28 protein-coding genes, 1 riboswitch and 1 other annotated feature are annotated in these 25,750 nt (G+C 54.2%); of the genes, 19 read left to right on the forward strand and 9 right to left on the reverse strand.

The features are described from left to right. Positions 1-22: 22 nt before the first annotated feature. A complete protein-coding gene (locus ACO6S1_RS13240; RefSeq protein ID WP_422343107.1) occupies positions 23-1,315 on the reverse strand; it encodes an NADH:flavin oxidoreductase/NADH oxidase family protein in 1,293 nt (430 codons plus the stop codon). A 297-nt stretch (positions 1,316-1,612) separates the two neighbouring features. On the opposite strand from ACO6S1_RS13240, the gene ACO6S1_RS13245 reads away from it, so the two are divergent. The 3 genes from ACO6S1_RS13245 to ACO6S1_RS13255 all read left to right on the forward strand — a co-directional run bounded on the left by ACO6S1_RS13245 (position 1,613) and on the right by ACO6S1_RS13255 (position 4,236). Beyond that, the gene (locus tag ACO6S1_RS13245; protein ID WP_422343108.1) at positions 1,613-1,918 is read left to right on the forward strand and encodes a hypothetical protein; all 306 of its coding nucleotides are present in this window, start codon (positions 1,613-1,615) and stop codon (positions 1,916-1,918) included. Positions 1,919-1,989: 71 nt separating this feature from the next. Next, positions 1,990-3,336, forward strand: a complete 1,347-nt coding sequence (locus tag ACO6S1_RS13250; protein WP_422343109.1) for a TldD/PmbA family protein — start codon at positions 1,990-1,992, stop codon at positions 3,334-3,336. 117 nt (positions 3,337-3,453) lie between these two features. Beyond that, positions 3,454-4,236, forward strand: a complete 783-nt coding sequence (locus ACO6S1_RS13255; protein ID WP_422343110.1) for a 3'(2'),5'-bisphosphate nucleotidase CysQ — start codon at positions 3,454-3,456, stop codon at positions 4,234-4,236. Here ACO6S1_RS13255 and ACO6S1_RS13260 read toward each other — a convergent pair. Genes ACO6S1_RS13260 through crtY form a run of 3 tightly spaced genes read right to left on the reverse strand, consistent with a single transcriptional unit; the run spans position 4,233 to position 7,855 of the window. Then, the gene (locus ACO6S1_RS13260) at positions 4,233-5,162 is read right to left on the reverse strand and encodes a phytoene/squalene synthase family protein (protein WP_422343111.1); all 930 of its coding nucleotides are present in this window, start codon (positions 5,160-5,162) and stop codon (positions 4,233-4,235) included. The genes ACO6S1_RS13255 and ACO6S1_RS13260 overlap by 4 nt on opposite strands. Beyond that, entirely contained in the window at positions 5,162-6,682 is a 1,521-nt protein-coding gene (locus tag ACO6S1_RS13265) for a phytoene desaturase (protein ID WP_422343112.1), read from the reverse strand. The genes ACO6S1_RS13260 and ACO6S1_RS13265 overlap by 1 nt, the downstream gene beginning before the upstream one ends. 12 nt (positions 6,683-6,694) lie before the next feature. Continuing rightward, on the reverse strand, positions 6,695-7,855 hold the full coding sequence (gene crtY / locus ACO6S1_RS13270; RefSeq protein WP_422343113.1) for a lycopene beta-cyclase CrtY: 1,161 nt from the start codon (positions 7,853-7,855) through the stop codon (positions 6,695-6,697). A gap of 110 nt (positions 7,856-7,965) precedes the next feature. Between crtY and ACO6S1_RS13275 the strand changes: the two genes are divergently transcribed. From ACO6S1_RS13275 to ACO6S1_RS13320, 10 genes are all read left to right on the forward strand, one after another. Continuing rightward, positions 7,966-8,715, forward strand: coding sequence for a sterol desaturase family protein (locus ACO6S1_RS13275; RefSeq protein ID WP_422343114.1), 750 nt, complete (start codon positions 7,966-7,968; stop codon positions 8,713-8,715). Further along, a complete protein-coding gene (locus ACO6S1_RS13280; protein ID WP_422343115.1) occupies positions 8,672-9,112 on the forward strand; it encodes a DUF2141 domain-containing protein in 441 nt (146 codons plus the stop codon). The genes ACO6S1_RS13275 and ACO6S1_RS13280 overlap by 44 nt, the downstream gene beginning before the upstream one ends. A gap of 52 nt (positions 9,113-9,164) precedes the next feature. Beyond that, on the forward strand, positions 9,165-10,034 hold the full coding sequence (locus ACO6S1_RS13285) for a MipA/OmpV family protein (RefSeq protein ID WP_422343116.1): 870 nt from the start codon (positions 9,165-9,167) through the stop codon (positions 10,032-10,034). Between the two features lie 283 nt (positions 10,035-10,317). Next, complete coding sequence (locus ACO6S1_RS13290; RefSeq protein WP_422343117.1) at positions 10,318-10,608, forward strand: DUF1153 domain-containing protein; 291 nt, start codon at positions 10,318-10,320, stop codon at positions 10,606-10,608. A gap of 119 nt (positions 10,609-10,727) precedes the next feature. Beyond that, on the forward strand, positions 10,728-11,858 hold the full coding sequence (locus ACO6S1_RS13295) for an EAL domain-containing protein (protein ID WP_422343118.1): 1,131 nt from the start codon (positions 10,728-10,730) through the stop codon (positions 11,856-11,858). 83 nt (positions 11,859-11,941) lie between these two features. After that, positions 11,942-12,052, forward strand: a riboswitch (TPP riboswitch). A gap of 39 nt (positions 12,053-12,091) precedes the next feature. Further along, positions 12,092-14,002, forward strand: a complete 1,911-nt coding sequence (gene thiC, locus ACO6S1_RS13300; protein ID WP_422343119.1) for a phosphomethylpyrimidine synthase ThiC — start codon at positions 12,092-12,094, stop codon at positions 14,000-14,002. Positions 14,003-14,007: 5 nt separating this feature from the next. Continuing rightward, positions 14,008-14,415, forward strand: coding sequence for a hypothetical protein (locus ACO6S1_RS13305; protein WP_422343120.1), 408 nt, complete (start codon positions 14,008-14,010; stop codon positions 14,413-14,415). 110 nt (positions 14,416-14,525) lie between these two features. Next, a complete protein-coding gene (locus ACO6S1_RS13310) occupies positions 14,526-14,753 on the forward strand; it encodes a hypothetical protein (protein WP_422343121.1) in 228 nt (75 codons plus the stop codon). A gap of 117 nt (positions 14,754-14,870) precedes the next feature. Continuing rightward, positions 14,871-15,764 (forward strand): alpha/beta fold hydrolase, encoded by an 894-nt coding sequence (locus ACO6S1_RS13315; RefSeq protein ID WP_422343122.1) that lies wholly within the window; start codon positions 14,871-14,873, stop codon positions 15,762-15,764. Positions 15,765-15,923: 159 nt separating this feature from the next. Then, on the forward strand, positions 15,924-16,265 hold the full coding sequence (locus ACO6S1_RS13320) for a hypothetical protein (protein ID WP_422343123.1): 342 nt from the start codon (positions 15,924-15,926) through the stop codon (positions 16,263-16,265). Between the two features lies 1 nt (position 16,266). On the opposite strand, the gene ACO6S1_RS13325 is transcribed toward ACO6S1_RS13320, so the two are convergent. Continuing rightward, a protein-coding gene (locus ACO6S1_RS13325) for an IS3 family transposase (protein WP_422343068.1) occupies positions 16,267-17,495 on the reverse strand; the annotation gives its coding sequence in 2 pieces (ribosomal slippage) (positions 16,267-17,207 and positions 17,207-17,495; 1,230 coding nt in all). Continuing rightward, positions 17,098-17,214: a sequence feature (AL1L pseudoknot), on the reverse strand. Its footprint overlaps the gene before it by 117 nt. On the opposite strand from ACO6S1_RS13325, the gene ACO6S1_RS13330 reads away from it, so the two are divergent. From ACO6S1_RS13330 to ACO6S1_RS13340, 3 genes are all read left to right on the forward strand, one after another. Beyond that, the gene (locus ACO6S1_RS13330) at positions 17,482-17,946 is read left to right on the forward strand and encodes a hypothetical protein (RefSeq protein ID WP_422343124.1); all 465 of its coding nucleotides are present in this window, start codon (positions 17,482-17,484) and stop codon (positions 17,944-17,946) included. The genes ACO6S1_RS13325 and ACO6S1_RS13330 overlap by 14 nt on opposite strands. Continuing rightward, entirely contained in the window at positions 17,943-18,497 is a 555-nt protein-coding gene (locus ACO6S1_RS13335; RefSeq protein WP_422343125.1) for a hypothetical protein, read from the forward strand. The genes ACO6S1_RS13330 and ACO6S1_RS13335 overlap by 4 nt, the downstream gene beginning before the upstream one ends. A gap of 157 nt (positions 18,498-18,654) precedes the next feature. Beyond that, on the forward strand, positions 18,655-19,125 hold the full coding sequence (locus ACO6S1_RS13340; RefSeq protein WP_422343126.1) for a hypothetical protein: 471 nt from the start codon (positions 18,655-18,657) through the stop codon (positions 19,123-19,125). Between the two features lie 65 nt (positions 19,126-19,190). Here the strand turns inward: ACO6S1_RS13340 and ACO6S1_RS13345 are convergent, their stop codons facing one another. From ACO6S1_RS13345 to ACO6S1_RS13355, 3 genes are all read right to left on the reverse strand, one after another. Further along, entirely contained in the window at positions 19,191-19,586 is a 396-nt protein-coding gene (locus tag ACO6S1_RS13345) for a hypothetical protein (RefSeq protein WP_422343127.1), read from the reverse strand. Between the two features lie 140 nt (positions 19,587-19,726). Then, positions 19,727-20,269 (reverse strand): lipocalin family protein, encoded by a 543-nt coding sequence (locus tag ACO6S1_RS13350; RefSeq protein WP_422343128.1) that lies wholly within the window; start codon positions 20,267-20,269, stop codon positions 19,727-19,729. A 101-nt stretch (positions 20,270-20,370) separates the two neighbouring features. Next, positions 20,371-21,582, reverse strand: a complete 1,212-nt coding sequence (locus tag ACO6S1_RS13355) for a GGDEF domain-containing protein (protein ID WP_422343129.1) — start codon at positions 21,580-21,582, stop codon at positions 20,371-20,373. A gap of 147 nt (positions 21,583-21,729) precedes the next feature. Here ACO6S1_RS13355 and ACO6S1_RS13360 point away from each other — a divergent pair, with 147 nt between their 5' ends. The 3 genes from ACO6S1_RS13360 to ACO6S1_RS13370 are packed head-to-tail and all read left to right on the forward strand — an operon-like array spanning position 21,730 to position 23,824. Next, on the forward strand, positions 21,730-22,641 hold the full coding sequence (locus tag ACO6S1_RS13360; protein WP_422343130.1) for a 3-keto-5-aminohexanoate cleavage protein: 912 nt from the start codon (positions 21,730-21,732) through the stop codon (positions 22,639-22,641). Between the two features lie 59 nt (positions 22,642-22,700). Then, complete coding sequence (locus ACO6S1_RS13365) at positions 22,701-23,096, forward strand: hypothetical protein (RefSeq protein WP_422343131.1); 396 nt, start codon at positions 22,701-22,703, stop codon at positions 23,094-23,096. Then, positions 23,093-23,824, forward strand: a complete 732-nt coding sequence (locus tag ACO6S1_RS13370) for an aspartate/glutamate racemase family protein (RefSeq protein ID WP_422343132.1) — start codon at positions 23,093-23,095, stop codon at positions 23,822-23,824. The genes ACO6S1_RS13365 and ACO6S1_RS13370 overlap by 4 nt, the downstream gene beginning before the upstream one ends. 123 nt (positions 23,825-23,947) lie before the next feature. On the opposite strand, the gene ACO6S1_RS13375 is transcribed toward ACO6S1_RS13370, so the two are convergent. Next, the gene (locus ACO6S1_RS13375) at positions 23,948-25,663 is read right to left on the reverse strand and encodes a ShlB/FhaC/HecB family hemolysin secretion/activation protein (RefSeq protein ID WP_422343133.1); all 1,716 of its coding nucleotides are present in this window, start codon (positions 25,661-25,663) and stop codon (positions 23,948-23,950) included. Positions 25,664-25,750 lie beyond the last annotated feature (87 nt).

Here is a 25,750-nt window from a genome sequence, read left to right on the forward strand (position 1 = left end):
CTATGCAAATATTATCGGATTGCTATTGCTGACTCCGCCCAGCCAATAGTTTCTTGTTTCGGGCTTCAACCGCCCGGAAGGCTTTAAATACGCTGAGGTTGGGATCGGTTTTTCCGCTTTTTCCGATGTTGAACAGCTGCTCGTAAAACCAATAGATCGTGGCGAAACCATCGACCGCTTTGACCATCTGAAAACGCTTCAGGAAACCCAGCCAATCGGGAATGAGTTGCAGCGTATTTTCAAAGCGCGGCAATTCATCACGGCCAGCGAGCAATTGTTTGGGCGCGTCGGTCATCACGCACATCGGACGACCGAGACCAATTAGGTCAGCCGCTCCGCCTTCCAACGCCTGTTCCATGGCAGCGCGCGTCCGGAAACCGCCTGTAACCATGAGCGGTACCTTGACCGAAGCCTGCATCGCTTTGGCAAAATCGACAAAATAGGCTTCGCGGGCCTGTGTTGAAGGCGCAACATTCTGTACCTCTTTTTCTTCCAGACCGTCTGCACCCATAAGCGCGGGCTGCTCGTACGTACCACCCGATATCTCGATTAGGTCCACACTGGCTGCTTCGAGCCATTGAACGACCTGCAAGCTATCCTCGAACGCAAAGCCGCCTTTTTGGAAATCGGCGCTGTTGAGTTTGACCGAGATCGGGAAATCGGGGCCAACAGCTGCACGTACTTTTGCGACAGCCGATAGAAGGAAACGCGCCCGATTTTCCAGACTACCGCCATAGTCATCCGTGCGCTGGTTGGCGCGGGGGCTGAGGAAACTACTCAGCAAATAGCCATGCGCGCTGTGGATTTGAACACCCGTAAAACCGGTATCCTGACAGGTCTTGGCCGCTAATGCGAAACGATCAACCAATTCTTCAATTTCTTGGATGGTTAGCGCAACCGGTTCTCCGAATTGACCGCCGGGCAGGCCGAGCTTGACTGCGGATGGCGCTTTCGGGTGTTTGTTGACGTTACTTTGTGTTTGGCGACCGGCATGGCTGATCTGTGCCCAGAAATGATTGCCATTCCGGGTTGCAACTGCCGCCCAACTTTTGAGTGCGGCCATCATCGCATCGTCGGCAGGCTTATCGATCACGACATTACCGGGGCGTTCCAGATGGTCGCGGTCAATCTGGATATTTCCGCTAAGCAACATGCCTGCGCCGCCATCGGACCAGATACCATAAAGCCTTTCCAGTTCGGGTGTTGGTACACCATCGGGCGTCGCCATTCCCTCTGTCATAGCGCCTTTGCCAATACGGTTTGGCAGGATCGCGCCACAAGGCAACGAGAGTGGATCAGCGAGAGAAATGGTCATGAATGTGCCCCAAAAATTGCATTGCGATTAGAAACTGATTCTGTCTGACAGCGCAATTTTTAGCAAGTCTTATGTCGCGTTAACGACATTTTAAGCCTGAAATGCGCCGATTTGGCTTTTGGAAAAAAGCGTATATAGTGTTGATAGCGCTAGCGGAGGGGTAAAAATCGGCGGCGCGGAGAGAGAGTGTGTTGAAGGGGAATGGAAATGGTTGCAGCGACATCTCACAAATCAGTCACAAAGCATCGCGATAGTCGTGAGCTGAAATCCTCATCGTACATACGATGGGACAAGAAAATGAGCAATAATTGCGCGACGGCTTTGCTTGTTTACACGATGATGCAGATATTCGTCGTACTCAGTTTTATCGAAACCAAAGGCATGTCGATTGCCCCCTATTTTGGCCTGGTCCTGTTGGTTGCGGTTATCATCCCATTTTGCCGCAAATATGAAAAGCGCTGGGAAAACTATGCCGACAGCGGTTTAAGCACGCAAAGCATCGCGGCCCGTTTTCGCCGGGACCAGATAACGCTATGGGTATTGACCTTTGGGCTGCCCTTCGTATTCATTGCCATTATCAAGGCTGTTGGCGCGATAGTTTAAAATCGCCGGTTCGATGACCAAAGGCTGATCGCGGCGTTGACCTCGCCGCCGCTGATACCTATGTCCTGCCCATGCTAGAACCACAAGAAGCGCAAGACCGCGCCGACGCCCTTATCTCCCAAGCCAAAAAAGCCGGTGCTGATGCCGCGGACGCGATTTACGTCTGTGATGCATCGACGCAGGTATCGATGCGGCTGGGAAATCTTGAAGATGTGGAACGGTCAGAAGGTGAAGAAATTGGCCTGCGGGTTTTCGCTGGCAAGCGATCAGCGACCGTATCGTCGTCTAACATGGATCCGGAAATTCTCTCGGCTCTGGTTGGCCGAGCGATGGACATGGCCCGCGAGGCACCGGAAGATCAATATGCAGGCTTGGCGCCCGAAGAATTGATCCTGAAATCCGACCCCTATCCCATCGATGGCGATGACGGTGCCGATCCTGATCCTGCCTTATTGAGGGAAATGGCGCTAAAGGCGGAAGATGCCGCGCGAGCGGTCCAGGGCGTGACCAATAGCGAGGGTGGCGGCGCAAGTGCTGGCAGGTCAATTGTCGCGCTGGCCACCAGCCATGGCTTTTCAGGTGCCTATTCCACAAGCGGATATAGTTGCCATGCCAGCGTGATTGCCGGCGAAGGTGACGGCATGGAGCGCGATTATGCCTATGACAGCACGCGCCATTTTGAAGATCTTGATACGCCGGAAACGATTGGCAAGGAAGCCGGTGAACGCGCGGTTTCGCGATTGAATCCAGTCGATTTCAAATCAGGCGCGATGCCTGTGGTGTTTGATCCACGGATCAGTAATTCGCTGCTCGGTCATTTTGTCGGCGCCATTGCTGGCAGTAGCATAGCCCGCAAAACCAGTTTTCTTCTGGAAGCGCTCGACACGCAGGTATTTGATAGTGCGATCAATATTATCGACTGCCCGCACCGCAAACGTGGCCTGCGGTCCAAGGCATTTGATGGCGAAGGTCTGCCCACCGCCAAAACAAAATTGATCGATAATGGGCGTCTGACGCAGTGGATCATGGAAAGCGCTTCGGCGCGGCAGTTGGGGATGCAGCCTACGGGCCATGCCTCTCGCGGGGTCGGCGGTGCGCCGGGCGTAAGTGTGACCAATCTTCACATGAATGCCGGATCGGTGACCAAAGCAGAGCTGATCAAAGACATCAAACATGGTGTGTATATCACTGAATTAATTGGCCAAGGCGTTAACCCGGTCACGGGCGACTATAGTCGCGGCGCAGGCGGTTTTCTGATTACAGATGGTGAAATCGGAGCACCGGTATCGGAAATCACCATTGCCGGTAATCTCAAAGATATGTTCGCAAGTCTGATTCCGGCAGATGATCTGGAATATCGCTATGCGGTTAATGCACCGACGTTGCGGACTGATAGCATGACAGTTGCCGGTGGCTGAGTTTTTCGGCCAGAGCTAAATCGTTAGTGGTGAACTTGTCGAACCACATCTATCAGACAAAAATCAACCCTATCCGATCTATATGGACGGGGTTAGGGCTAATGGAGTTGTTTTGGGTTGGTAGATTTTGATCAGATTGTTGCGATAACCAAAAACGCTGGTCATCTGGCCATGCAGCAATGGCAAGCGGGCAAAAGCGCTGAAAATACATGGGAAAAATCGCCCGGGCAGATTGTCAGCGAAGCTGATATAGCAGTGGACCACTTCCTTCGCGAACATTTGGAAGCGCTGCTGCCCGATGCCGGATGGCTTTCGGAAGAAACCGCAGAAGATAAGTCTTTGTCCGGCCGCGATATGGCGTGGGTGGTCGATCCGATTGACGGCACCAAGGATTTTGTGAAGGGCAAGCCCGGCTGGTGCGTATCAGTAGCATTGGTAAAAAATGGCGCGCCGATATTTGGTGTACTGAGCGCCCCGGCAATGGATGAGATTTGGACCGCAAAAGCCGGTAGCCATACCGAAGTGAACGGTAAATTGCTCAAAGCCAGCCAGTGCAGTAACTATAATGGTGCACGTTTGCCGGTCGAGGAGCTACCGGATCATATCGATCTGACACCTGTCTTCAAACCCAATAGCATTGCGCTGCGTCTCGCAATGGTGGCGGATGATCGCGCGGATTTGGTCGTATCAACGCGCTGGGGCAGCGAATGGGATATTGCTGCTGCCCATGTAATTGCGGAAGAGGCTGGGGCAATTGTCACCGATGCACATGGCAAAGAGCTCCGCTATAACGGCACGCATGGACAGGCTTTTGGCGTTCTTTGTACGTCGCAGGGCATACATGATGCGGCCGTTGCCCGCATCGCCAAATTTCTCTCGGAGAATGAAGGGCAGAGCTAAGCTAGTCTTCGCGGGCGCGTCCATAGCTGTTCGCGATCTGTCCATTTCGGTTTAAATAACGCCTGACCAAACGCCTTTACAACCCATGCGGTCTTTGCTGCCTTGCTGGTCACAATGCGCTGGTTAAGTGAGCCACCGTTGCTCTGTTTTACTGCGCGGGCAATATCACCATAGATTCCTGCGGCTGCTAAAACCGCCCAGCGAGACCGGAAGGGCAGGCGAGCCGCTCCGATCCGTGCGGATGCTTCATATCGTTCCGACAGATCGCATAACCGCACAATTAGCTCGATCAAAGCGCCCTGCCGTGTCGGATTCATCAAATCATCGGGATTGATCCGCATTTCCGTCAGCCAGTCTTTTGGTAGGTAGCATCGCCCCGCTGCTGCATCTTCCGCAGTATCCCGCGCGATGTTCGAAAGTTGAAAGGCTAATCCCAAATCGCAAGCCCGGTCGAGCGTTTCGTCGTCGCGCGGAGAAATGCCCATGACGATCGCCATCATACAGCCGACCGCGCCGGCAACATGATAGCAATATTGATAGAGATCATCCTCGCTTTGCGGACGCCATGATTTGGCATCCAGCGCAAAACCGTCAATAACGTCATTCGCCAGCGCGTTGGGCAGGCGACATTCCTGCGCGACCACGCCAACAGCATCAAAAGCGGGCTTGCCGGTTTGTTCGCCACCCATTGCCCGGCGGGTCAGCATGCGCATGACCGCAATGGTTTTTTCCGACGCCGGGGTTGCCGACATGCCATGACCATGATCCTGACCATCGGCCAGATCATCGCACTCACGGCACCAGGCGTAGAGCATCCAAACTCGCTCGCGCGTATGCTTGGCGAACAGCTTGGATGCGAGCGCGAAGGACTTGGATCCGCGATCAATACTGGCTTTGGCATGAAGGACGAGGTTGGCGCGGTTCATCAGGCGTCTTGCAGGATATCCTCAAGCATCAGCTCTGCCGTTGCTTTCGCACTGCCGACCACGCCTGGAATACCGGCGCCCGGATGGGTTCCCGCGCCAACAAAATAGAGATTGTTGATCACATCATCCCGGTTATGCACCCGAAACCAAGCGCTTTGCGTTAACAAGGGCTCAAGACTGAAAGCGCTGCCGAGGTGCGCGTTGAGATCGGTTCCGAAATCCTGCGGCGTGTAATGAAAGCTGGTGACGATCCGGTCGTGGATATCAGGGATCAGGCGGTGGCCAATCTCGTCAAGAATACGCTTCTCGTAAATCGGGCCCATCTCTTTCCAGTCGATCGGCAGCTTGCCCTGATGTGGCACCGGCGCCAGTACATAGAAGGTGCTGTGTCCTTCGGGTGCCATTTCCGGATCAGTGACCGTCGGATGATGGAGATAGAGCGAGAAATCACTTGGCAACACGCCATTATCGTAGATGTCTTCCAGCAGCCCTTTATAGCGCGGGCCAAACAGGATCATATGATGCGGAATGCCCGGCCATGTGCCTTTGAGGCCAAAATGAACGACAAAGAGCGAGGGCGAATATTTCTTTTTGTTAAGCGAAGCGGTGACGTTGTCGCTGCGGTGCTTGTGGCTCAGCAGGTCGCGATAGCTGTGCATGACATCGGCATTGGATGCGACGGCATCAAATGTCTCGCTCCAGCCCGACTTGCACGTTACGCCTGATGCCTTGTCACCCATGGTGTCAATGCTGGTAACCGGATCGGACAAACGAATTGTGCCGCCAATCCGCTCAAAATGCTTCACCATCGCTGCGATCAGCATATTTGTACCGCCCTTTGCAAACCAGACTCCGCCCAGCCGCTCCAGCTTATGGATCAGGCCATATATCGCGCTGGTTTTCATAGGATTACCGCCAACCAACAGTGATTGAAACGAAAGAAACTCACGCAGTTTTTCGTTTTTGACGAAGCCCGAAACCTTGGCATAAACTGACCGATAGGCTTCGAATTTCATCAGTGCCGGCGCCGCCTTGATCATCGATTTGAAGTCAAGAAATGCCTTGGTGCCGAGTTTGACATAGCCTTCTTCATAGAGTCCGCCGCTATATTCAAGGAAGCGTTTGTAGCCGTCGACATCGTCCGGTTCGATCGCAGCGATATTGGCGTGTAGTTCTTCAGGGTCATTGACATAGTCGAAATTGGTTCCGTCCGGCCAATTGAGCCGGTAAAAAGGTGATACCGGCATCAACTCGATATCCTTTGACATGTCGTGACCGGTCAATTCCCATAGCTGGCTCAGGCAATCGGGGTCGGTGATGACTGTTGGTCCGCCATCAAAGATAAAACCATCCTTGTCCCAATAATAGGCCCTTCCACCCGGCTTGTCGCGACTTTCAAATATGGTTGTCTGGATGCCAGCTGACTGTAAGCGAATGGCGAGTGCCAGGCCGCCAAAGCCGGAACCGATAACGGCGGCCTTCTTAAACAATTCGGACTGGTTTCTGGTTACGTCATTCATGGTTTTTGGCGCTCATCTATATTTCATCATGATGGGAAGGGCTTTGGTAATCGGCACCGGCGGACGACCGGAGAGCAATGCGGCCTGATCCAGTCTGGTGGTCGTTCCAGCATAGAAGCGCGCAATCAATTCCTCATTCTTGCAGTAAGTATGTTCCAGCGTCTTATAGCGTTGCTCGGGCTTTCCTGCCTCGAACATCATTGCACAGAGCATATGATAGAAATTACAATCCTGCCAGTGCTTTGCCGCATATTCGCGTAGCATTACGTTAAGGCTGTTCTGGTTCAAATCGGGCAAGTCGGCGATCATCATCGCGGTGCGAACGGCCATAGGCAGGGAGTAGCTCGTGACCGGATGAACCAGCGCTGCTCTGGCTCCGGCGCGCGCCTCGACACCTTCATGGGCGGTCCAGAATGCATTAAAATCGCCGCCATAGAGCACCGGCAAACAACCCGCTTCATTGCGGGTGATATCGGCAATCTTCCAGCCTTGCGTTTCGGCATAGTCGGCGATCCGTTGGCGGCTGGCTTCGACGTCAAGATCACCGCCATTGGAATAATAGGTATCTTCGACAAAAATCTCGGTTTCACCAAAGGGCAGGGAATAGACGAAGCGGTAGCCGTCAATCTGTTCGACTGTGGCGTCCTTGATAATTGGGCGTTCCAATCCGTGGGGTTTGGAAAGATGCAAAACCTGTCCGGCAAATTTCTGCCAGCCATATTGGAGCGCGGAAAAATCCCCGCCACCGCGGACGTCCAATATTGCATCCGCCGTAAGCCTATTGCCATTGATCATATTGATACTATTGTCACAAATATGATCTATTTTAGAGCTGGTTATAAGGCTTTTCTTAGGCAGCTTCTTGCGGATCACGCGGTCGAAATTCTCCGACAATATCGACCGATAGCCTGTATTCAATGTGCGATCATATTTCGGGAAGCGGACATCGTAGCTATCCCATTGATGGGATATCAGAGGCTCCACCAACCAGAGATGCTCGGGCGCTATGTCGCTTTCGAAAAACGACCAGACGTGGTTGCCGCCAAAATGGTCTTCCGCCTCAATCAGGGCGACCGACAGTTCCGGCCTTAACTTGTGCAGAGCCAGTGCGATCAGACCACCAGCCAGTCCGCCGCCCGCTATTGCCAGACCAAAATCTTTTTCTGCGTCCATGGGAGGGCCGTAGCCTATGGCGCGAGCGCAGGGAAGCCTGTCCCAAAGCATGTAAGAAAATAAACCGCTTTGCCCTTGCCGGAAGGGATTTTGCGGCATAGCCTCGGGAGATGAGTTTTCTGCCCGCGATTATCCTTTCCTCTCTAGCGATGACGCTGATTGTCGGTGTGCGTTATCTGATCACCAGCGGTTTTTTCGCTTGGCTGACGCAGCGCACGCGTCCTGGGCAATATGACCGGCTAAGGCCCCAGATAGGGCGCGAAATTCGCTGGTCGCTCTATTCGGCGGCGATATACGGAATCCCGGCCGGCATTGTCGCATGGGGCTGGCAAAATGCCGGCTGGACAAGAATTTACATGGATATCAGCCTGTATCCGATTTGGTATCTGCCTTTGTCGCTGCTGGCCTATCTGTTTCTGCATGACACCTGGTTTTACTGGACCCACAGGCTATTCCATCGGCGCGGCTGGTTCGAGCTTGCACATGCGGTTCATCATGAAAGTCGCCCGCCAACTGCCTGGGCTGCAATGAGTTTTCACCCGATTGAGGCGATCAGCGGAGCGGTGGTCGTTCCGCTGCTTGTATTTATCATACCCGTCCATGTCGCTATTCTGGGTCTTGTTCTGCTTATCATGACAATCATGGGAGTGACCAATCACATGGGGTGGGAGATGTTTCCGCGCTGGTTGGTTAACGGCCCGTTAGGAAAAGGCCTGATAACAGCCAGTCACCATGAAAAACATCACAGTGCGTATAGGGGCAATTATGGATTATATTTTCGGTTCTGGGACAAAATCTGCGGCACTGATCTCGGGCTTGGCGATTTTAGCAATACTGCCGTTCAGCAGCGCGGGCGCTAACCAGGCTGCCCTTGCTCCAGTAGTAACGGCCACACTGGATATCTCCATTTCAAACCTGCGCTCAAAAAAGGGTGATGTTTTGGTATGCCTCAGCAGCAATCCCAAATATTTTCCCGACTGCAGCAAAGACAAGGAAGCACGCAAGATCAAGGTCGCTGCGTCAGACGCAGATATTGTGCAGATTATGAATGTGAGACCCGGCACCTATGCAGTGGCTTTGGTTCATGACGAAAATTCCAATGGTAAGATGGACTTGCGCCTTTTTCTGCCGCGTGAGGGCTTTGGATTCACACGGAATCCCAAAATCGGCATGGGCCCACCCAAGTTTAAATCAGCGCAGTTTACAGTTGAGGGTAAGGATCTGAACTATGCTGTGAAAATGAAATATATTTTGTGACAATCGTCGAAATTCACTTGGAACTTTTCACCTATCATCGCATTATGTGCGTATGACATATTTCCCCCACGCAAAACCCGCCATAGCCACTCTTAGCATGGGCATGGCATTGTCCCTTTCGGTCGTCGCCCATGCGCAGGAAGGGCGCCCTCCTGCCGGAGAATCAGTTTTTGACGGCGATTATGTCACTGTTGGAGCGGGTGTCGCGGTCGGGCCCAGCTATGATGGCTCAGATAATTACGTTTTATCGCCTCTGCCAGTCGTTTTGGGCAGCGTTGCGGGCATTGATTTTGAACCACGTGGTCCGGGTGTGGCATTGGACCTTATTCCGGACCGGGATGGTGCGAAGGTCGACTTTATTCTTGGCCCCGTCGGACGGGCGCGATTTGATCGCAACAATTCCATCAGGGATGATGTTGTTCGTAGCCTTGGTGAACTTGATGTCGCGATTGAACTCGGTGCTGTGGGCGGTGTTCAGGTTAACCGGGTGCTCAATCCGTTCGACTCGCTGACCGCAGAAGTGGATTTGCGCTGGGATGTTGCTGGGGCACATAGCGGGAGGGTCATTTCACCAAGTCTCACCTATTTTACACCGATTAATCGTGGCACCGCAGTGAGTCTGTCGATCAGTGCGGATCGTGTCGATGATGACTATGCCGATTATTATTTCAGCATATCACCAGCGGGTACAGCAGCTAGCGGACTACCCGGTTTCAGCGCCACTGGCGGTTGGAAAAATGTCGGTGTTACCGCCTTCGGTGCAATCGATTTGGACGGAGATGCAACCAATGGCGGTTTTTCCGTGATATTGCTCGGCAGCTATTCGCGTTTGCTGGAGGATGCCAAGCGGTCTCCGATTACCTCGATCCGCGGTGACGCCGATCAATTTTTTGGTGTGGTCGGAATTGGCTATACTTTCTGAAGAATACGCTGTTTCGACCTATTCTGACACAGTTCGCAAACTATAAATCACAAAAAATACCAGAATTTTTGCAAGGCATTCCCTGATCGGAAAATTGCCTTCCGGATGGGCTGTATCCTTGTGTCTGAGAAGTCAAGCACGATGCCATTAGGCCGGTTTACGATCAATTGATCGCATTAAGCGCTGTTAACCACAAATATTTAATTTGGCTTAATATTCTCAGCGCATTTTCTTCGTGGGCATAGGAACAGGGCAACGCCGAAAGGCAGAATTGAGGTTCCATATGAAAGACGTTACATTACCAAAAGCAACAAGAGTGATTGGTCCGCTTGGGGAAGCATTGGCTGAACATGATTTGCCGCCGCCAGACACGACCCGCTGGGTTGTCCGGCGCAAGGCCGAAGTGGTTGCAGCCGTTAATGGCGGGCTGTTGACGACAGATGAAGCGTGTGAGCGTTACAATCTGTCGCTGGAAGAGTTGATCTCTTGGCAGCAGGCCATTCACCGCTCCGGCATGAACGGCCTGAGCATCACGCATTTGCAAGAATATCGTGATCAGAAGGTACATGCTTAATCGCAATTGGGCCCTTCACCTCAGGTGAACGCGCCTGATTATACTCACTACCTAAATCCAAATCCAACCTTTCGCCCGGCCCTGAGTCGGCTGCGAAACCCATCCATCGAGGTCTTGCCATGTCCACTGCCAAAGTCATAATTGTTGAAGAAGAAAACGCGCTCTCCAGATCCCTGCAGGACGATCTGGAGGCGCATGATATTTCGGTTGCCTGCGTGTTTTCAAAACTGGACGAGGAAGCCAGTCTGGTCTTCGGCCCGGATGCGCTGATTATCGATCCGAAAACCATGCGCGAAAATGGCCACGGGCTATTGGAACGCTTTGCCGGTTTACGACCTTCAATGCCGGTCATCCTGACGCCAAACCCAAAAGATAATGGCGATGATGCGCTGGCCTTCGATACGGCCAGTGTCGTGCAAAGACTTCAAAAACCTTATGCTGTGCCGACTCTATGTAATCTGATCGGGCGGATGGCGGACGTAAGCGGTCATGTTGTCAATGATCTTGATTATGTCTGCGCGCTGGTTGAAACCGACCGGCTGTTGCCAAATCTGTCGGTGGAGTTTCAATCGAAACAGTCTTTGGACAATGACAAGATAGTCGGTTACGAGGCGCTTACGCGTGTAAAAACCCGGCGCGCCCTAAACCCCGCGATTATCTTTTCTGATCTGGTCGATGTAGCGGTAGAAGTCGAAGCGACCTTGGTGGTGGTCGATGAATCGATCAAGCTTGCGACAGCTTTGGCCAAGCGCGGTAAGCCGGTGCCCGTCTCGTTCAACTGTAGCGCGATCATGATGACATATCGACGCTTTGTCGATGCATTGATCAGTCGGCTGAAACATGCAGACATTCAGCCCGGACAGCTGATGCTGGAGATCACAGAAGAATCCCGCGTGGTCGATGTCGACCGGCTGGCCGCTGTTTGTCACTCGCTACGCGGCCATGGGCTGGGCATTTCGATAGATGATTATGGCACCGGTCTCGCCAATCTGGAACGGATTGCGAAAATTCCGTTTGATGAACTGAAGATCGACAAGACGATTTTCAATGCCTGTTATGATGGCGATATTCCGATCTCGCTCCTGGCTTCGATGCTGGAATTTTGTCGCAGTCGCAAGGCGCGGTCGGTTATTGAAGGTATTGAAACCAAACATCATCTGGCACAGGCGCGCTTGCTGGGTGCGGATTTCGGGCAGGGTTTCTATTGGGGCTGTGCGGTCCCACCAAAATATTTCGTCCCCGGCTGGTAGAAAATTCGCGCTTCGTCACGCAGCTTCTATCGTTACCCTTACCAATCTTCGCTGGACCTTCGGGGATGACCGCACTACCTTGCGACTCATCCCCGGGGAGCCTGTGCGTGAACGCAGGTTGAGAGCGGAATAAGCCGCGACCCGTTGAACCTGATCCCGTTAACCCGGGCGGAGGGAGGGAGCGGTGTTAGACAAAAATCCCGCCTCTTCACTCCGCTAATGGAGTAAAGACTATGGCTGACATACCTGCAAAGACCGAAATTGGCGTAACCACTGGCCCGATAAGTGGCTCGAAAAAAGTGCATGTGGCGGCGCATAGCGGCTCTGGCATCCGCGTTGCAATGCGCGAAATCAGCCTTGAAGGCGGTGAAGCGCCGGTGCGGGTCTACGATACGTCCGGCCCTTATACCGATCCAAATGCGTTAATCGACATCAACGCGGGCCTGCCGCAGCTCCGCCGCGAATGGATTGAAGCGCGCGGCGATGTCGAAAGCTATGACGGCCGCGATATGCGTCCTGAAGATAATGGCCAGCTCGGCCCGGATCGCAGCGGCGGCGTTGATCCCTTTCCCCATGTCGTCAAGCGGCCCCTGCGCGCCAAGGCAGGCGCGAACGTCTCCCAGATGCATTATGCCCGCAAAGGCATTATTACCCCCGAAATGGAATATGTCGCCGAGCGCGAAAATCTCGGGCGCGAGCGGCTCAAAGAATATAAGCGCGATGGCGAGAGCTTTGGCGCATCAATCCCCGATTATGTCACGCCGGAATTTGTGCGGGACGAGATCGCAAGAGGACGCGCGATTATCCCGAACAATATCAATCACCCCGAGTCCGAACCGATGGCGATTGGCCGGAATTTCCTTGTAAAGATCAATGCCAATATCGGTAACAGCGCGGTCGCCTCCGATGTTGCCAATGAGGTCGACAAGATGGTCTGGTCTATCCGCTGGGGCGCCGACACGGTGATGGATCTCTCGACCGGCCGCAACATTCACGACACGCGCGAGTGGATCATCCGTAACTCCCCCGTGCCCATCGGGACCGTACCCATTTACCAGGCGCTGGAGAAAGTTGGCGGGGTCGCCGAAGACCTGACCTGGGATATTTTCCGCGACACGCTGATCGAACAGGCCGAGCAGGGCGTCGATTATTTCACCATCCATGCCGGCGTGCGGCTGCCTTATGTGCCGATGGCGGCCAAACGCGTCACCGGCATCGTTAGCCGCGGCGGGTCGATCATGGCGAAATGGTGTCTCGCCCATCACAAGGAAAGCTTCCTCTACGAGCATTTTGACGACATTACCGAGATCATGAAGGCCTATGACATTGCCTATAGCCTCGGCGATGGCCTGCGCCCCGGCTCGATCGCTGATGCTAATGACGAGGCGCAATTCTCTGAGCTTTATACGCTCGGCGAGCTCACCCACCGCGCGTGGAAATCCGACGTACAGGTGATGATCGAAGGCCCCGGTCATGTCCCGATGCACAAGATCAAGGAGAATATGGAAAAGCAGCTCGAAGTTTGCGGCGAGGCACCCTTCTACACATTGGGCCCGCTAACCACCGACATAGCGCCCGGCTATGACCATATCACCAGCGGCATCGGCGCGGCTCAGATCGGCTGGTACGGCACTGCGATGCTTTGCTATGTCACGCCCAAGGAGCATCTTGGCCTGCCCGATCGCGACGATGTGAAAGTCGGCGTGGTGACTTACAAGCTCGCCGCCCATGCCGCCGACCTTGCCAAAGGCCACCCGGCTGCACAGGTCCGCGATGACGCGCTGTCGAAAGCGCGCTTCGAGTTCCGCTGGCGCGACCAGTTTAACCTCAGCCTCGATCCCGACACGGCGATGCAATATCACGACCAGACGCTTCCTGCAGAAGGCGCCAAGACCGCGCATTTCTGCTCCATGTGCGGGCCGAAATTCTGCAGCATGAAAATCAGCCAGGAAGTGCGCGACTTTGCCAGCAAGCAAAACCAGAGCGCCGAAGGCTTTATCGCCTCGGAAAAACTGGGCGCCGACACAGCCGCGGCATCGAAAGCCGCAGCGGAAGAAGGCATGCGCGAAATGGCGAAGGTCTATAAGGACAAGGGGCAGGAGCTCTATCTGCCTGCGGATGAAGTGGATGAACCAGCGGAGTGATAATAATGCGTTTTTTGGTTTTGGTGACTCTGGCGTTGGCAATGCCTCTGCCAGCTGCATATGCGCAATCTGGAACGGAGAAGCAGATGACGCACGATTTTAGCGATGTAACTTCGATCGAGTCTGCACAAGCGCTCGCTAAGGAAGGAAAGCTTGTCAAAATCCTTCTCTTTCCGGCCGAGTTTGGCGGAGAGGAAATGCCAGGCAATGTTGTTTATGTTCCACCGGAAGCCTCGGAGGCCAAGGACTTGCTGACCGGAACCATGATTAGATATTATGAGGAAGGCTTGATCGATAAATTGGAAGTGAATGCCGAGTATAAGGGCGATAGCTTCATCCCCAGCCGCATACTGATGGAGGCATCGCACAGCAGTAAAGAGGGCAAGTTCAATCCTACCATTGATGTTTGGTGACGTCACAACGACGGAAGGGTAAATGGACGAAATGGCGAATGTTTATAAGGACAAGGGTAATCGACTCTATTGGCCCGAAGATGAGGTGGAAGAGCCAGCCGAATGATACGATGCTAAGGCGATTCATAGCGATATTCCTGTTGATTGCCGCAGCAGCGCCTGGCGTCCTCTTTTGGCAGCGTCAAAGCTTGCCCTATAACGAGGAAGGTCGCTATTTCGACCTTGCTCAGGGGGTGGTTTACGAGGCGCAAGCGGTCACGGCGTACGGAGTAACTACCGTCGTTTTGATCATATTGGGCCTGATCGTTCTGGCCATTGGTCGGCGGCCTGACGAATGAGGGAGCAAAAGTGAATGTCGAACCGTTGGAATCGAGGCTGCATTGCGGTGACGGTTTACTAAACCCCCAAATTTTGCTCCATTTCTTTCCATGAGCGTAATCACCGCCAATAACCCCATGACCATCACCCCGCAAAGCGCAGAGAAATGGCGACAGGATGGACAGCTTGTCGGCTGGAACGGCCACCAGATATTCGTCCGCACCGGCGGTGATCCATCCGCGCCGTCGCTGCTCTTGCTCCACGGCTTTCCGACCTCCAGCCTCGATTGGCTCCCGATGTGGGCGGATCTGACGGTGCGTTATCGGGTGGTGGCGTTTGATTTTCTTGGCTTTGGCTTTTCCGACAAGCCGAAGCGGCATCATTATGATCTGCAGGAACAAAGCGATCTCGCGGCCCATCTGGCCGAGACCTTATTGGGTCAGGATTTTCATCTCCTCGTCCATGATTATGGCGTCAGCCCGGGGCAGGAACTGCTCGCGCGGCAGGGCGAGGGCAAGCTGGCGCACAATTTGCTGAGCTGCGCCTTTCTCAACGGCGGCCTGCTCCCCGCGCAGCATCGCGCGCGGCCTATTCAAAAGCTGCTCACCGGACCTTTTGGCTGGCTGTTCGTGCGCCTGATGAACCGGGAGCGTTTCGGCAAAAGCTTTAGCGAGGTTTTCGGCAAGGATACGCAGCCCGGCGCAGCGGAACTCGACGCCTATTGGGCCGTCATCTGCAACCATGGCGGCCACCGGCTGCAACACAGGTTGCTCCACTATATTGCCGACCGCCGCACCCACGGCCCCCGCTGGGAGGCCCAGCTGACCCACCCGCCATGCCCGATCGCCCTGATCAACGGCACTCAGGACCCGGTCTCCGGCGGCCATCTGGTCGACGCGGTCGCGGCGCTGAACCCGGCGGTTCCGGCGTGGCGGCTGGACCATCTGGGCCATTATCCGCAGACCGAAGGGGCAGCGGATGTGATGGCGGCTTATGCGGAGTTTCGGACGGGGTTTGAGGGGGTAGGTTAGCTTTTGTGAGCAGATGAGGAAGAAAGGCAGGCCAATTGCGTTCAGTTTATTGAGTAAAAAGCTACAGCAATCCTAACCATCGTGCACGTAAACAAAGGAAAAAATTCGGTAAACTAATGGAAGATTGGCATTCGTTGGTCTTTGGTTTAAGGAAGCAAGATGGATGTGGGGACAATAATCTTTGGCGTAATCGGCATCTTTGCTGCTTTGTTAACGGTTATCTTATTTGTGGTGGATTTTAATAGGATCAAAAGTTTCATCGTCACTTTGTTCAACAAGCACAATGTATTTATTTACGGCCCTCGTGCTGCTGGAAAATCGACGTTAATCGGCTATTTAGACACAGGTCAAATTTCTAATGAGAGGAAACCCACTAAAGTTTTGTCCGCGACCAACGTTGCCACAGATTTATCTGGCTCCTCATATGAAAGGCTCATCTTTAGAAAAATTGTGGAGGTCGGGGTGAACCGCCCCGGGATTGCCGGAGGCCATTTGGTTTAAGTTAAGCGGCCATGTTGGTTTCGTCCAGCATGGCGTAGTAGTTTTTCTCAGCTTCCACGGGCGGGATATTGCCGATGGGTTCCAGCAGCCTTTTATTGTTGAACCAGTCTACCCATTCCAGTGTGGCATATTCGACGGCCTCTAACGACCGCCATGGTCCGCGCCGGTGGATTACCTCTGCCTTGTAAAGGCCATTGATTGTTTCAGCCAAAGCGTTGTCATAGCTGTCGCCGACGCTGCCGACCGATGGTTCGATGCCTGCCTCGGCCAAGCGTTCAGTATATTTGATCGATACATATTGACTTCCGCGATCGCTGTGATGGATCAGACCGCCGCGATGCGTGGGCCTGCGATCATGTAAAGCCTGCTCCAAAGCATCGAGAACAAAGCTGGCATGGGCGGTTCGGCTCACCCGCCAGCCAACAATGTAGCGGGCGTAAACATCGATCACGAAGGCGACATAGACAAAGCCCGCCCAGGTTGCGACATAGGTAAAATCTGACACCCACAGCATATTGGGCGCTGGCGAGTGGAACTGCCGGTTCACATGGTCAAGCGGACAAGGCGCTGCTTTATCGCTGACCGTGGTGCGCACTGGCTTGCCTCGTATCACGCCTGCCAAGCCCATGTCGTGCATCAGCCGTTCGACCGTGCAGCGTGCAATATCATAGCCTTCACGCTTCATCTGCCGCCAGACCTTGCGCACGCCATATACCCCGAAGTTCTCGGCAAACACTCGGGCCACCTCCGGCTTCAGCAGTATATCGCGCTGCGCGCGGGCTGACATGCGTGATGGATCTTGCCGCTTGGCCACATGACTATAATAGGTTGACGGGGCGATCGGCAGCAACTTGCAGATCGGCTCGACCCCATAAGATCCACGGTTATCGTCGATAAACGTGATCATCGCTTGAACGGGCGGTCGAGCTCCGCCTGAGCAAAATAAGCCGATGCCTTACGTAAAATCTCGTTGGCCTGGCGCAGTTCGCGGTTCTCGCGTTCCAGTGCTTTTAGCTTGTCAGCAACATCGCTGGGAACCCCGGCGCGCGTGCCGCTATCCACTTCCGCTCGCTTCACCCATTCATGCAGTGTCGGCGGTGAGCAGCCGATCTTCTGAGAAATGGACACCACCGCTGCCCAGCGCGATGGATAATCCTGTCTGTGCTCCAGCACCATGCGGGTCGCCCGTTCGCGAACCTCCGGTGAAAACTTGTTTGTGGTCTTGCTCATAATAGCTCCTTCTACTCAAGAGTTGGAGCCTCCGGCAATCCCGGGGCGGTTCAGGGGAGAATTTGTAGAGCAGTTGAAACCGGAATTTCAAAAACTCACACCTGAAGGTATAATTTTCCTCTATGATGCCAATGATATTGATGAAGCGGCGAAGAGGTTAGATATTTTTCTAGACGTAATAGAAGCATTGCTAGGAGAAAATCTGATTCAATCTAGACAAGTAACAGCGCTATTATTAATCGCCAACAAAGCCGATCAAATTCAAAATTTCGACTATGGTACGATGCTTACCTTGGTTGAATCTAAGCTGGGCAACCAAATATCTAAAATCAACAGGTTGTTTGTCAATGCTCAGGTTTTTCACGAAGTAGGGTCGTTGCGAAATAGCAACCTCAGATCAAACATCGATGAAGGAATCAGGCAACTTGCATTGAGGATGAGGGCAAAATGAGCAACAATCCTAACTATGAAGATGTTGAGCGAAATGCGAGGGAACGACAAAAAGAAAAACGTGATAAGGAACTCTATGAGCAGACTGCGCTTAACGGCTACATCAATGAGCTTTCGAAGCGAGAGGAACTGCTCAATCGAGATATAAAGTTTAACACTATTGTAAATTTTGCTCTTTTGTTTGCAGCTTCCTATTTGCTTTTGGAAAGTGCTGGATCGGTATTGGAAACGAATTTTGTTCTTGCGGGTCTCGTATCGTCGATGGGAGCTATATTCCTTCCAATGATGGCTATAGTCTGGAACTACTTTTGGTTGAGATCCTTTAGGTCAGCTAGCTATCAAGTTCAGGCTGTTCAAGATTCGATTCTTTCTATGGAAAAACGGTTGTTTGATGACTCTGTATTTTATGAGCGATGGGTTTCCATCAATCGAGCTACAGACCATGGTTTTAAAGTTTCTGGTATGTACAGATACCTGGTTTTGTTCTTTATCACCTGTTTTGCGACGATTGTGCTTTCAGCAATTTTTGCTGTTTCCATTTTTTCGACTTGAATTGGCGTTCAATGAATGGGTTAGCAGTTAAGTCCTTGCAGCAATCAAGTTGGTATTTGGCTAGTCTCGACCGCATAATTTAGACGCTAAGATTGTGAAATGAACTGGGTGAAAAGCAATAATCAGTTTGTGACAAGTATCAGCATAAGGCAACCCCATGAACCTGCTCGAAAACCCCGCCCTAAAATGGATCCACTTCACCGACGCGGACAAGCGCTTCGCCTATCCCATCGACTATCACGGCGCGGTGCTTTCCGTCCGGCCGGATGCGGATGGTGTGGGCGGGCATATTGATCTGCTCTACCGCTGGGAGCCGAACAGCTATTGCCATTTCCACCGCCATGTCTGCGCGACCACCTCGACGGTGCTGGCGGGGGAGCTGCATGTGGTGGATTATGACAATGGCGTGGCCGGGGAGAAGCGCATTCGCGCCGCTGGCGACTATGCCGCGAAGGATCCGGGCGATGTCCATATGGAACATGGCGGGCCGGATGGCGCGCTGGTGCTGTTCAACCTCGATGCGCCCGATGGCAGGCTGGCGGATTTTCTGGGGCCGGATGGCGAGACGCTGACTACCATCACGCTGGAGGACATGACCACCGGACGAATTGCTAGGCAGGCGGCTTGATACCTCGGGCGATACTGATCGGTTTAACGCTCAGTACCGCCCAGGGCTATTTTTTTTGACCAGCCTTAAATTCCGGGGACAGCTACACAGGAATAAGATATTCCGCGTAAGTATCCATCACTATCCCCGACATATACTGAACCAGTAACTCTCACAGCGTCATTTGTATAACTAAGTTTCCAAGGGCCGAATTTATAGTCAAGGTTGTTAGCAGTATGCCTGTTGAAAATTTCACCAAGGCTGAGAGAAACAACTGCGTGTTCAGGACTGAATGGGAACGGAATATCGAATGAGAAATTGTGCGATTGTGCGCCTTTAAAATTGAAGCGGGCAATTCCAGAACAGAAATTCTGTAACGGACCGGAAACGCTTTTGGCCATCTCATCGTACTTATCGGCATTATATAGCGATTGATTGATTACTTCGAGGGCTTGCTCGGCAGTACCTGTTATCAGTTGCATTGTTTAACTCCTAGTTTGGATTGTTGAGAGTTGAGGCAACTAAACGGCATGACTAGTGTTGTTGCGTGATCGCGGTCACGGAAAACGAGTTAAGTGAGAAATGTTGATGACCATTAAGCTTGGGGATTTGCCCACCACCCTCAACCCTGATCCGTCACCCTCACCAAATTCCAGTCATAACCAAGCTCTTTCACCCGCGCCTCAATCCGGGCGCGCACTTGGGGTTCGGGCTGCGCCTGACGCGTGAGCATCCACAGGTAGCGCCCGCTGGGTTCGCCGACAATCGCCCAGCTATAGTCTTCCGCCCGGTCCAGCACCCAGTAATCACCGTAAAAGGGGCCGAAGAAGGAGACTTTCAGCTTCGCATTCCGGCTGCCCTCGACGATTTTCGCCTTGCCATTGGCGGTGGTGGTCTTGCCCTCTTTGGTGCAGCTGTTGATGACCTTGATTTTCCCGTCATCGCGCAGGGAATAATCGGCGGTCACGCCGTCGCAGCCTTTTTGAAACGGCGCTTCATAGCGGGCCATTTCAAACCATTTGCCGAGATAGCGATCCAGTTCCACCGCCTTGGCCGGCTCTGGCACTGCGCTGTTGCCAACGGGGCCGGGCTTGCCACCGCAGGCGCTGATCAGGGCAAAGGGTAACAGGCTAAGCGCGAGCTTTTGTGTGGCCGACAGGTTCATTATGGTCTCCATAGCGATGCAACATAGCTAGGCGCGTGTGAGCCGATTATGAATATGGGTTTTGGTGCCTATAGGGATCGCGCCGATGCTCTGGCCGATGCTCAAGCAGCGCGGGCAGGTTTTATGACTTTGCCGTTCTGATCATCCGCGCACACAATCCGGTTCCGGCCTTGTTCCTTGGCGTCATACATCGCGCTGTCCGCGCTCTTGAACGTGGCGGAAAAGGCGCTGGCCGGTCCATATGCTACACCAAGCGAGCCAGTCACCCGCAGCCGTGCGGGCCAGTCCTGATGGGTCAGTTTTGCCACCGCGCTGCGCAGGCTTTCTGCGATTTCGGCGGCATCTGCCTGATGGTCGGGCACATTGCATTCGGGCAGGGCGATAATAAATTCCTCACCGCCCCAGCGCGCGGCCAAGGCGTCGGGCGCCGTTTTGTCCAGTGTTTCGGTGATACACGCGCTCACAGCGGCGATCACCTCGTCGCCCTGGCCGTGGCCATAGCTGTCGTTAATCTGCTTGAAATGGTCGATATCGAGCAGGATCAGGGGGGTCGGGATGTCCCCGAGTTCCGCAATGCGCTCCTGCAGGGCGGAGCGGTTCAACAGGCCGGTCATTCTGTCATGCTGTGACAGCCACGATGTCCGCCGCAGCTCTTCCGCCAGCCGCTGGCTCAGCCGTTCGACCTCGATCCCGTCATGGCAGCTTTTATGCGCCTGAAGATTGACCGCCTTGGCAAGGATGAACAGGGCGATACACATGAAGGCCAGTGCGAGTTCGGCAAAACTGCTGAAATCCTTGCCAAACAGCCATATCCCCGCGGCGACCGCCGCCGTAAATCCGCCAAGCAGCGGAAAAGCGATGCCGGCAATCGGCGCGGCGAGCAGGACGGATACGACCATGGTCACCAATATCGTGACCCAGGTGGTCAGCACCGCATCCGATCCGCCGATAAGCGTCCCGACGTCGAGCATCATCGCGGCCCATATGATGCCGCTGGATGCCTCTGCGACCATCCACAGGTTTTTGCGGATCGTGCTTTTCTGGCCCGCCTTGATAGCGCGAAGCAGCCACTGTGATGAGGCGGTGATGGCCAGTTGTGAAATGATCTGCAGGCCCAGGAAAATCCATAAAGCGCGGTTGTCGGTCAGGCTCGCTATCCATCCGATCACCCCGACCGGAATGAAGACGCTGAACTGCCCGGCAATCCGCCGCTCCAGCCCGTCAATCAGCAGCTTGCGTCCAACCTCTGCCTTATCGATAGCGGCAATGTCCGGGTCGCCGGAATAACTGTCCTGATACTCGGCGTTGGTCATTTGACTCCCCACGATTGAATCAGCAACCTGCATATGCAATTTTGGATAACAGATTGTTAATGAGCGAAAAAAATGCCTGTGCAGCGGCATGTATGAGCGGAACCAAGGTGCTTTCCCAATGCCGTTATTATTTGCTAGGGTTCTGGCATGACCCAGATATCTGACACCCCGCTCATCATCGAAGTTTCGCTCAACGGAACGGTGAAGCCGGAGCAAAATCCCAACGTGCCCTATGAGGATGACGATATTGTCGCGCAGGCGGTGGCCTGTATGGAGGCGGGGGCCGCGCTGGTGCACAACCACACGCGCGATCCGGTCTTTGGCGGCACTGGTGTGATGGACGCGGAGGCCTATGCGCGGCCGTGGCGCAAGCTGTTGAAGCTGCGCCCCGATGCCATCCTCACCCCGACCATGCCGGGCACGGAAGGCGTGCCGGTCGAAGAGCGCTTTGCCCATATCGAGGCAATGGCGCAGGAGGGCCTGATCGCGCAGGGCCTTTGTGATCCGGGCAGTTTTAGCGTGTCGATACCCGGCGAGGATGGCGCCTATCTGCCGACCCAGCTGGTCTATCGCAATGACGCGCATGACAGCCACTATTATGTCGAGGCGTGCCGGCGGCTCAAGCTGGGGATGAGCATCTCGATCTTTGAACCCGGCTTTGTGAAGTTCATCATGTCGCTGCATCGGGCCGGAAAGCTGCCGCCGGGAGGGATCATGAAATTCTATTTCGGGGCGGACAGCATGTCGTTCGGATTGCCGCCGACGGCCAAGGCGCTCGATGCCTATCTGGAGATGATCGAGGGCAGCGATCTGCCGTGGTCCGTGTCCGCTTTTGGCGATGATTGTGTCGGCTGTGGCCTCGCGGAAGAAGCGATTAAACGCGGTGGCCATGTGCAGGTCGGGATAGAACCCTATGGCGGCCCGCGCTCGCCGACCAATGTAGAACTGGTCGAGGAAGTTGTCGCGCTGGCCGGGCATCTGGGCCGCCCGATTGCGACGCCGGAGCAGGCGGCGGCGATGTTGAACCTGCCGACCTATCCGGTGCCCTTTGCTGCATAGGCCGCTTTGATCAAGCGATGCGGTTGACGAACCATTAGAGCGGTGGGACAACGGCGCTGATGAAAAGACGGATCATAATACCAACCTCTGGAGCCGCCCTGCTGGCCTTAAGCGCCTGTGCCTCCAGTGTATCGCCAGACAGTGAGCCAGCATGGAGCACCACGGCACCACCGGAGCAGCGTGAACATATTGTCATCACCGGCTTTGAATGTGGCGACAATTGCTATCTCAACTATCGACCACAAGACAGGCCGACAGGCGAGCGGCAAACGGCGCTGTGCAGCACCGGGATCTGTGCCGACTGGTTTACCGAACAGGAAATGCCCGCGGCCTATATCGGGCGTGGCGCCACGGTGACGCTTGGCATCGGGCAACAGGTTGATGGCGGCGGCAATGTGATGAGCGATGATTTTCCGGAAATTAAGGGGATTGTGCTGGACCCCGAAGCCCCATGAGCGACCCCCTCCATGTCGGTATACTTGCCCATAGTGCAGAGGGCGCAACGCTGTCTTACCGGACGGTCTGGCAAGAAGGCATTCGTAAAATGGGTGCGCATGAGCATCCGCGCATTACGATGAGCGGCGGGGCAATGGCACCAACGCTGGAGCTTTGGGAACGCGACGATCTGATGGCATTGCGGCAGATTTTCTGGGAGGATGCCGGGCGGCTGGCCGCGGCGGGTGCGGATTTCTTCATCCTGCCCGACAATACCGCGCATATTGCACTCGAGCAGCCGGGGCCTGATTTTCCCATTCCCGGCCTGCATATTGCCGAGGTCGTGGCCACCCAGGCCGAGGCGGACGGGCGGCGGCATATCGGTGTGCTTGGTACGAACTGGACCATGGACGGGCCGGTTTACAAAGACGCATTGACCCGTCGCGCGCTGGAACGTCTAATCCCCGCGCGGGCCGATCGGGAGTTTATCCATAAAAAAATATTCGACGAACTGTGCCTCGGTGAATTTAGGGAAGACACGCGCGCGGAATTTGTCCGCATCATACGCGATCTGCAAAGCAAAGGCTGCGACGCCGTTGCGCTGGTCTGCACAGAGATTCCCTTGCTGATTACGCAGGAGATGTCACCTTTGCCAATCCTCGACAGCACCCGCCTGCAAGCCAAAGCTGCCATAGCGGTGGCGCTGGGCGAGGTGGCGATGCCGGTATGGCGCGGTGGAGCGATTTGATGGATTAGGACGCGCTGTGGCTGTGATCCGTGTTGAAGCCAATGGCCGCTTTGGATGAAAAAACGGATGACGTGACAGGCTGCATCGGCTTGCTGACAGAATAGCAACCAACTTAAGGCATTATCAAAAATCCATGCCGACCCGAACGTTTACATGGGGCGTCTTATTGTCACTATCGTCGCGATCGCGATTGATTGGCAGCGCCCCTTCCAGTTCAAAGTCAAGCGGACCAACGCGTCCGCGAACGCCTGGCCCTGCGGAGATCAACGTGCCTTCGTTGCTGTTGCTGGCTATATCATTGACATAGCCCATGTCGGCAAATCCGTATATTTGCAGTCGTTTGAGCCACGACAATTGCGGTTTTACATCATATCGCAGCTCGGCAAGCCCATAAAAGCCGTCATCGCCCGATAATTCGCTAAAATCATAGCCGCGCACGCGATAGGCGCCGCCGATGCTCAGTTCCTGAGCGGCGAGCAGAGGACGACTGGCGATCTGGCCGCGGGCGGCAAGATAGATGCTAAGGTCTTTGGTTAACCCGGTTTGGAAATCCGCCCAATATTCGCCCTTGGTAAACACCCCGTCACCGTCCAGCCGCGACGCAAGTGAATTGCCGAACCGGGTTGCTCCGAAAATGTCTAATCCTTGGACAAGAGTGGCACCGGCACGGACTCTGCCGCCAGCAAATGGCAATTCACCGCGGACACCCAATGATACGGTGACCTGTGTATCTTCGCGGATCAGCATGTTCATTTCTTCAGTGTTGATCGACAAATAGGCGGCTTCGGTCTCGACCCACAGGCTACCGGAGGTTGCCCGGACAAGAGGATAGCTCGCAAATAACGCGAGATAGCGGCTTTCGCCCGAAATGTCAGAGCCAGCCGCGTTGCCGCCCGGCGCTGTGTCGCCTACCGATCCGGCAATGCCCGCTCTCATCCCGTCTTTACCGATTGCGGTCGCATAATAGCCGCTGACGGACAGTATTTCTTTCGGTTCAATCGGATTGGTTCTTATCGCCACGCCAAGCGCATCGGCATCATGAATTGCCCCGCGCAAATCACCGGAAAGCCTGGCTCTTACAGGCCCAAAGCTGTCGCTTCCGTAGTTATCCGCCTGAATTCGCACCCGGTCGCCGCGTTCGCGAACGGTGACCTGCAGGATATTCCGGCCATCTTCCTGCAGGAAGTTTGTCGATCTTACCCAGATGTCGGGAATATCACCGGCCAGTAGCAAGCTGCGTTCAATTTCCGGCCGACGGGCAACCTTGCCCTCCAGAGGGGATAAAATTGCTCGCAGATGCTGATTGTCGGAGCCGACAATCCGAACCGCATCAATCATGCCTTCGATCAGCTTGATTTGGAGCACGCCCATCTCGACCGACTGTTCCGGTATATAGGCGGAGGCAAAGATATAGCCTTTTTCACGCGCAATATCAGCTATCTGCTGAGTGAGGGAGGCGAGTTGCTCTTCGGTTGCTTCCTGACCGATAAAGGTTTCGACCACGGGCGAAAATAGCTCGATGTCGAGTGCATCCGCTCCGACAATGCCGATCGCGCCGATCCGGAAATTTTCCGGAACCTCGTTGATCAACTGTGCTTCATTGGATGTTTCGGGCGCTGGAACGGCGATATCGCTGGATTGTGAAGCTTGCCTGACGGGGCGGGATACGGACCGCTCCGAGATATCGGGTTCCGGGAATCCGGCCGTCCAGACGCCGGTATCTAACGCCACTAACTGTTTGTCCTGCGCCAATACAACCGGTTGCGCTGACGCCGGAAGCGACAATGCCAACAGGCAGGAAGTGGATAGAAAACGCAACACAGTGATATCGATACTCAAGAAGATTTGGTCCCGATATCGGTCTAAACAACAGGTATTAAATGTTGGTTATCAACAGCAAAAATTAAAGCGTTTTTAACTAGCTAT

It is taken from the genome of Parasphingorhabdus sp., from assembly GCF_965233695.1.
In the GTDB taxonomy this organism is placed as follows: domain Bacteria; phylum Pseudomonadota; class Alphaproteobacteria; order Sphingomonadales; family Sphingomonadaceae; genus Parasphingorhabdus.